This window comes from Enterobacter sp. R-1.6.2, assembly GCF_035064085.1.
In the GTDB taxonomy this organism is placed as follows: Bacteria; Pseudomonadota; Gammaproteobacteria; order Enterobacterales; family Enterobacteriaceae; genus Enterobacter; species Enterobacter asburiae_B.
The window spans coordinates 1-5,749 of the sequence record NZ_JASEYI010000059.1 but is presented as its reverse complement, the minus strand read 5'-3'; the positions used below and the strand labels follow the sequence as shown (position 1 = coordinate 5,749).

The 5,749-nt window shown below is 45.7% G+C and carries 7 protein-coding genes; 2 read left to right on the top strand and 5 right to left on the bottom strand.

Going from position 1 to position 5,749, the window contains the following annotated elements; all coding sequences use genetic code 11:
* Nucleotides 1-51: 51 nt before the first annotated feature.
* Entirely contained in the window at nt 52-387 is a 336-nt protein-coding gene (locus QMN93_RS25295) for a hypothetical protein (RefSeq protein WP_323630741.1), read from the bottom strand.
* On the opposite strand from QMN93_RS25295, the gene QMN93_RS25290 reads away from it, so the two are divergent.
* Nucleotides 386-1,639, top strand: coding sequence for a VWA domain-containing protein (locus tag QMN93_RS25290; protein WP_045295108.1), 1,254 nt, complete (start codon nt 386-388; stop codon nt 1,637-1,639). The two genes, QMN93_RS25295 and QMN93_RS25290, sit on opposite strands and share 2 nt — an antisense overlap.
* Nucleotides 1,640-2,099: 460 nt before the next feature.
* Here QMN93_RS25290 and QMN93_RS25285 read toward each other — a convergent pair whose 3' ends face one another.
* Genes QMN93_RS25285 through QMN93_RS25270 form a run of 4 tightly spaced genes read right to left on the bottom strand, consistent with a single transcriptional unit; the run spans nt 2,100 to nt 4,206 of the window.
* Nucleotides 2,100-2,267 (bottom strand): hypothetical protein, encoded by a 168-nt coding sequence (locus QMN93_RS25285; protein WP_155404427.1) that lies wholly within the window; start codon nt 2,265-2,267, stop codon nt 2,100-2,102.
* Complete coding sequence (locus QMN93_RS25280) at nt 2,254-2,598, bottom strand: hypothetical protein (RefSeq protein WP_045295107.1); 345 nt, start codon at nt 2,596-2,598, stop codon at nt 2,254-2,256. The genes QMN93_RS25285 and QMN93_RS25280 overlap by 14 nt, the downstream gene beginning before the upstream one ends.
* Nucleotides 2,589-3,692 (bottom strand): hypothetical protein, encoded by a 1,104-nt coding sequence (locus QMN93_RS25275; RefSeq protein ID WP_045295106.1) that lies wholly within the window; start codon nt 3,690-3,692, stop codon nt 2,589-2,591. The genes QMN93_RS25280 and QMN93_RS25275 overlap by 10 nt, the downstream gene beginning before the upstream one ends.
* Before the next feature lie 28 nt (nt 3,693-3,720).
* Entirely contained in the window at nt 3,721-4,206 is a 486-nt protein-coding gene (locus QMN93_RS25270; protein ID WP_131638990.1) for a hypothetical protein, read from the bottom strand.
* Nucleotides 4,207-4,459: 253 nt separating this feature from the next.
* Here QMN93_RS25270 and QMN93_RS25265 point away from each other — a divergent pair, with 253 nt between their 5' ends.
* Nucleotides 4,460-5,572 (top strand): HNH endonuclease, encoded by a 1,113-nt coding sequence (locus tag QMN93_RS25265; RefSeq protein ID WP_224435157.1) that lies wholly within the window; start codon nt 4,460-4,462, stop codon nt 5,570-5,572.
* Nucleotides 5,573-5,749 lie beyond the last annotated feature (177 nt).

The following is a 5,749-nucleotide window of genomic DNA, read 5'->3' as shown; positions in this document are numbered from 1 at the left end:
GAAGGGGGAACTGAGAGAACTAAATTTCAATTTAAACAATGAATTAACTTCTTAGCGTACGTTTTCGTTCCATTGGCCCTCAAACCCCTCAATGACAACGACAGAACAATTATCCTCCCTGCCGACATAGGCAATATGGGACTGGGTGACTGGCTTCGCCTCAGGTTCCTGAGCAGAATGGGCGAGCAGGACAGCATAGAGATACGCAAAATATCGAATATCACCCGAGAGAAAGGCGTCAATTTCTACATTCACGGTGATTTTGGGTCCCGCCGTATCAACTTTTCCAATAAACAAAAGCGTGACGAATGTCTTTCGGCGCTGCAGGCCAGAACCCGCGTAAAGGGTGGCAGAGACTACGGTTATTAAACAAGGAGCAGAAGCCATGCAATTACAGTCAGGTCAGAATATCCCTCTAACTTCATCCTCTATCACGCTCAACCTGCGATATCCGGTGCGACCGGCTTTTCGCGGCGAACCCGATACCTGCGTTTTCATGCTCAACGCACAGGGAAAGGTGAGTGGTGATAACGATTTCATCTTTTTTAATAATCTGAGTTCACCGGATGGCGCCGTTAAACTGACTCCTGGGACACAGCAATCAAGCGTGCATATTGAACTTAACCGTGTATCACCGGCTGTTCAGAAAATTGCCTTAACTCTCGTCATCGATGGCAGCGATACCATTACCGGCCTGCAGCAGCTGAGCCTGCAGGCACCCGGCATCGCATCATTCGATCCCGAGACGGCAGGGCGCAGCGAGAAAGCCATCATCGTGGCGGAGGTCTATCGTCATAACGGCAACTGGAAGCTCCGGGCGCTTGGCCAAGGTTTCAATGGCGGGCTTGAGCCGCTGGCCATCAGCTACGGTGTTGACGTGTCATCTCCAGCTCCGACACCGGCTCCTCAACCTTCAACAGCTCCGACGATAAGTCTTGAGAAAAAGCTGGAGAAACAAGCGCCACGCCTGGTCAGCCTTGCAAAAAAAGCGACCGTCAGTTTGACCAAGCACAAGCTTAATACGCTGCAGGCGAGCGTAGCGTTTGTGCTCGATGCCTCTGGCTCAATGACCGGAGAGTTTTCAAGAGGGCATGTGCAGTCTGTACTGGATCGCATCGCTGTTCTTGCCGTTCAGTTTGATGATGACGGTGAAATGGATCTTTGGGGCTTTGCTGAAAAGCACCGAAAATATCTGAATGTCACGCTGAGTAATCTCGATAATTATGTCGAAACCATTCAGGGGAGTGGCAAACGCTCAAGGTGGGAATTACTGCCTGGCTTGGGTGGTACGAACAACGAGCCACCAGTGATGGAGGAGATTGTTGATTACTACCGGGACAGTAAGCTACCTGTCTATATCGTATTCATCACGGACGGCGGCATCAGTAAAACAAAAGCGATAAAAGATGCTATTCGTCGATCCGCAAATTATCCAATCTTCTGGAAATTTGTCGGCCTCGGAGGTTCGAATTATGGCATCCTGAAAAACCTTGATGATTTTACAGATCGTAAGATCGATAACACGCACTTCTTTGCCATGGATAATTTCGCAACCGTTAGCGATGAAGCACTTTACGATAATCTTCTTGAAGAATTCCGAACGTGGATTGATGAGGCTAAGTTAAAGAATATTCTGTAATTTTGAAGGCCACGTGCCTGGTGTAATTCCAGGCATATTAAGATTAACCCAGGCAATTTAACTTAAGTTTAATTTAATATTTCCGGCGTTAATGGCATGTTAAAATGCTGTAAAGCGAACAAATACGCTGTTTATTTATTGTCCGGAAGGTATGGATGTCGTATCTTCCGGAATTCTTTACAATGCCTCGTATGATGACATTTTTGTACCAAGGACCGTTGAAGCTAGAAAGTTAACTCTGGCTAAACACTTAGCTACAGCTTTTTAAGCTAATTGTATTAGCATCATCAATATGCAACATATCCTTGATCGTAATACTATATCATTCATCTCTGGTCACTATCACGAAACCTTTTCTTTTTTGCCTCCTGCATCGCCTGATGCCTTCTTCGTCTGGGCACCTCATTGGCGCCAAATATAATAACAAAAGCAATTATTGCAATAACAACAAATAAAATAATCATTTTCCGTCCTTTTTGAGTTTTTTATCGATCCCATCTTCTTCCTTTTCAAGCGACTTTTTACGTCGCTTTTCAAGATGGTCCGAAGCTTTTTTTCCTGCAAAAGCTGATGAAATAGCCGTCACTAATAACCCAACAGCGGCCAGGATGTTTTTACTTTGTGACAAGACCATACTCCTCGTTCAGAAATGTGTAGAAGCCTTTGTCTATATTGCCATTATCGAAAGGTTCCCGGCCATGGACATCGATTAAATTATTACGCAATTTTTGTATCTGCGACTTTAAATCATCCACCGGCATTTCGCCAGAAGCGTACTCATACCTCAGCAGTTCAAGCGAGACAATCGTTTCCAGTTGGGCGACATCTGCAGCATTAAGATCTTTGCTTTGCCGCAAACGCTCAGCTGCTGCTGTTACTACAGCAGGCTCGCAACAATCATCGGAGTCTTCAAAATGATAAAAGTTTTTTGTATTAGTGGCATGGTTTACTAAGCGCATACAGTTTTTATCCAATCGTCAAAATTTGATTCGCTGTCATTAAGTACGGCAATAGATTTTTCATAATGAGTCATGACCTGACGATGCTGTTTATGGACTATCAACACCGAACGGGCGCTGTTCCAGAGGAACGGACCGGCAATAAGGTAGTTCAGCTTTCCGGTTCGTCCAAGAGTTCCTGTTACCAGCAGAAGCATCTGTATAACAAGCGCAGTGCCATAAGCGATCACCGCAAGTTGCGTCTTATGCAGCTCTTTTTCATCTTCAGGAGTATCCAGTCCCCTGTGGGCAAAAGCGCCATAAGATAGTAAGAGCATCTTCATAACAGCGTAGGTGGATGCATCAGCTGCGTTAATAGTTCCGTACTCATCTCCCAGAGCTTCCATTAAAGGATTCGAGGCTGCATACCCTGTAGCTTTGGTGGGGTCCTCTTTCCACTCTGTAAAAAAAGAAGAAAAGGGCAGAGGAAGACCTTTCGTTGTGGGTAAATCGGAAAGATAGTGGGTCAGAATATGCAGTATTGCCTTCAAATGCAGGCCGAGGCCACTGCTACCGGGAAAGTTACTTTCGAGATACTTGAGTACCAGGGAATAGACCGATTGCCCTCCGACATCTTGCCCGCCATACGTATAACCGTCAGGCAGTTTCTGATTGAGATTAAAGTCGTGCCCAAAGATTGAACGATGGTTACCACCTGCCCGGTAGTCTAAGGGACTGGGGCCTTTATCCTTAGGCTTAAAATTCTCATGCAGCTTTACGAATTTCTCTTCAAGTGCATCTGCATAGTGATTTGTCAGTTGCGCAGCTCCAACTCCCATGATCCCAATGCAGACTGCCACAACAATATCATTGGGATTGAGTGAACGATAATCTGTTGATATCTCCAGGTCTGCAAGCATCGTCTCGAAATCCACCGTACCGACTGCCATTTTGGCCCGTTCATCCAGGGACAAGTGCGCGGTGGTAGGATCAACTATAATTTCACCTGTGTGCCTCTTCACCAGATAGTCAAGGTTGGTCGCTCTTTGATCCCAGTAAGCATCTTCCGGTTCTGCTATGAAAACCGATTTAATTTTGTGCCATATTTTCGCCATTTCGTCCTCATGAGTTTACTAAGCGGAGCTATGTTCTAGGCTGGCTGTCCGTCAGCATGACGGAATAGTGGATGCCATGTGGCAGACTGATTAATAATGGCTTATTGAGTGTCAGCGGGATGGTCTGTGGTGCAAGTGGTATTGTCCTGACAACACCTCCTACCAGATGGGCATTCACGTATTGCTCGTGATCATAGTAATTTATCTCACCACTGATTTCGGCCGTACTGTTTCCTTTATGTGGGTAAAAATCGATATAGATCGTCGCTGCTGCAAATTTTCTGTCCAGATCAGAGGTGAATACTTTACCAGGCAACGGACGGAGTGCGTACAGTAGCAAATTACGGGTATTGTCTTTTTTCAGAAGGCTTTCCGCGGTTACAGTTACTGTGGTTGGTCCTGAAACTGGTGACCGCATTTCCGTTATCAGGTACTGCGTTCTGTTTTCTGAGGGCATAGAACTGCATCCCATCAGCGTAAGACTTAAAACAGCAACTCCTGTCATTCTGTACAATTCAAGTTTCCTTCTTTCATTATCATTAAATGATAGTCATTCTGTCAGTATCGGCATAGTTTGCAATTAGTTGATACTAATATGCTCAGAGGGTTTGAAAGGCAATACACATCCGGCTCATAAGTTGATGGTGTTAGTCACATCTGCTTTGGTTGTTATCCTTTAAGCTGGCTACTCCACTCCTCGTCCACTAATGATCACGCGCAACTTCCGCTTTTCACTCATAACCGCCTGATGCTATCCGGGGGATTTAGTGTCAGAATTGGATATTGCTATTCTCATGATATGTTCGTTGAAGGAGAACATTTTGAACCTGAGTAAAGATGGATACCCACAGGGTCTGTTAGTACGGGCAGTGTGGGACTGCTGTAATGAGCTTTATCAGAAACTCGGTCGAGCACCCTCCCGACAGGAATTCAATGATGAAATTGGCAAACGCGAACCCCATCGCATAGGTATTAGCACCCATTCCCGCCAGTGGGGAGAATGGATGCGTCATCATAATTTTTCAACGTTTGATGTTGATGTGTCTGGTATAATTCCTGAAGAAATGCACTATCCGCAATATCTCCGCGTATGGTATGCCGTGACACAACTGAATTCCGCTTCTGCTACAAATATTGTTAAGTGGATCCGTAACAGCAATGCCCCCCTGAAAGAGACCGAGATTCGCATTCAACTGGATGCATTAACCGTCAATAGCAACTCCCGGTATCGATATCTTGGTAGCCGAAAAAGCGCTCGGACTGACCTGGGTAGCCCATACGATTTGTTATTTCGTAGTGGAAACCTACGAAATACACGGTATGAACTGTATGTGCAGGAGCTGCACGGCATATGGGACATTGGCGATGATGGTAAGACGCCAATTCAGATTGCAGTCCCCAGGCCAGGCGACAGGATGGTAGTTGAAGCGAGAGATGAATTATTCAATGAATTGCCTGAAGATGAAGGTGACTTTCGCCTTAAAGCCCTACGCGAGGTAATTATTCGAGAAGGGCAACCAGTATTTAGACGAAAGCTCATTGAAGCTTATGAGGGTAAATGTGCAGTAACGGGCTGTTCAATCCAAGTGTTACTTGAAGCTGCACATATTACCCCCTACGCAGGAGCTTGGCATACCCGTGCTCAGCATGGGCTGTTACTGAAAACAGATATCCATACTCTGTTTGACCGCGGTTTGCTCTGGATTGATACCGAGTTGAAAATAAGGATATCAGAACAGTTGGCCGGAACAGAATATACAGAGTTAGATGGCCGAAATCTCAGGTTACCTAAAGATAAGCAAAACTGGCCGTTAACAACTCATCTGAAAAATCATCGCCAATATTGGATTGAAAATCGTAAAGACGTTGAAAGTGCTTAACGTTACTACTGTCTGCATCTCGCTCACAGCGGAACTTTATCTCTTAAGTCGGTCCGTTTTGAGCCAGAAGCGGACGTGGGAATTTTTGCCGACTTGTAAGTTGGACTGACCCCGCCCCGGTAGACGATCCTGCCCTATAGTTGGACTGACCCCGCCCCGGTAGACGATCCTGCCCTA

Coding starts and splice junctions, on each gene's coding strand:
- QMN93_RS25295 (WP_323630741.1), bottom strand. CDS start 387: ATGGCTTCTGCTCCTTGTTTAATAACCGTAGTCTCTGCCACCCTTTAC.
- QMN93_RS25275 (WP_045295106.1), bottom strand. CDS start 3,692: ATGGCGAAAATATGGCACAAAATTAAATCGGTTTTCATAGCAGAACCG.
- QMN93_RS25290 (WP_045295108.1), top strand. CDS start 386: ATGCAATTACAGTCAGGTCAGAATATCCCTCTAACTTCATCCTCTATC.
- QMN93_RS25280 (WP_045295107.1), bottom strand. CDS start 2,598: ATGCGCTTAGTAAACCATGCCACTAATACAAAAAACTTTTATCATTTT.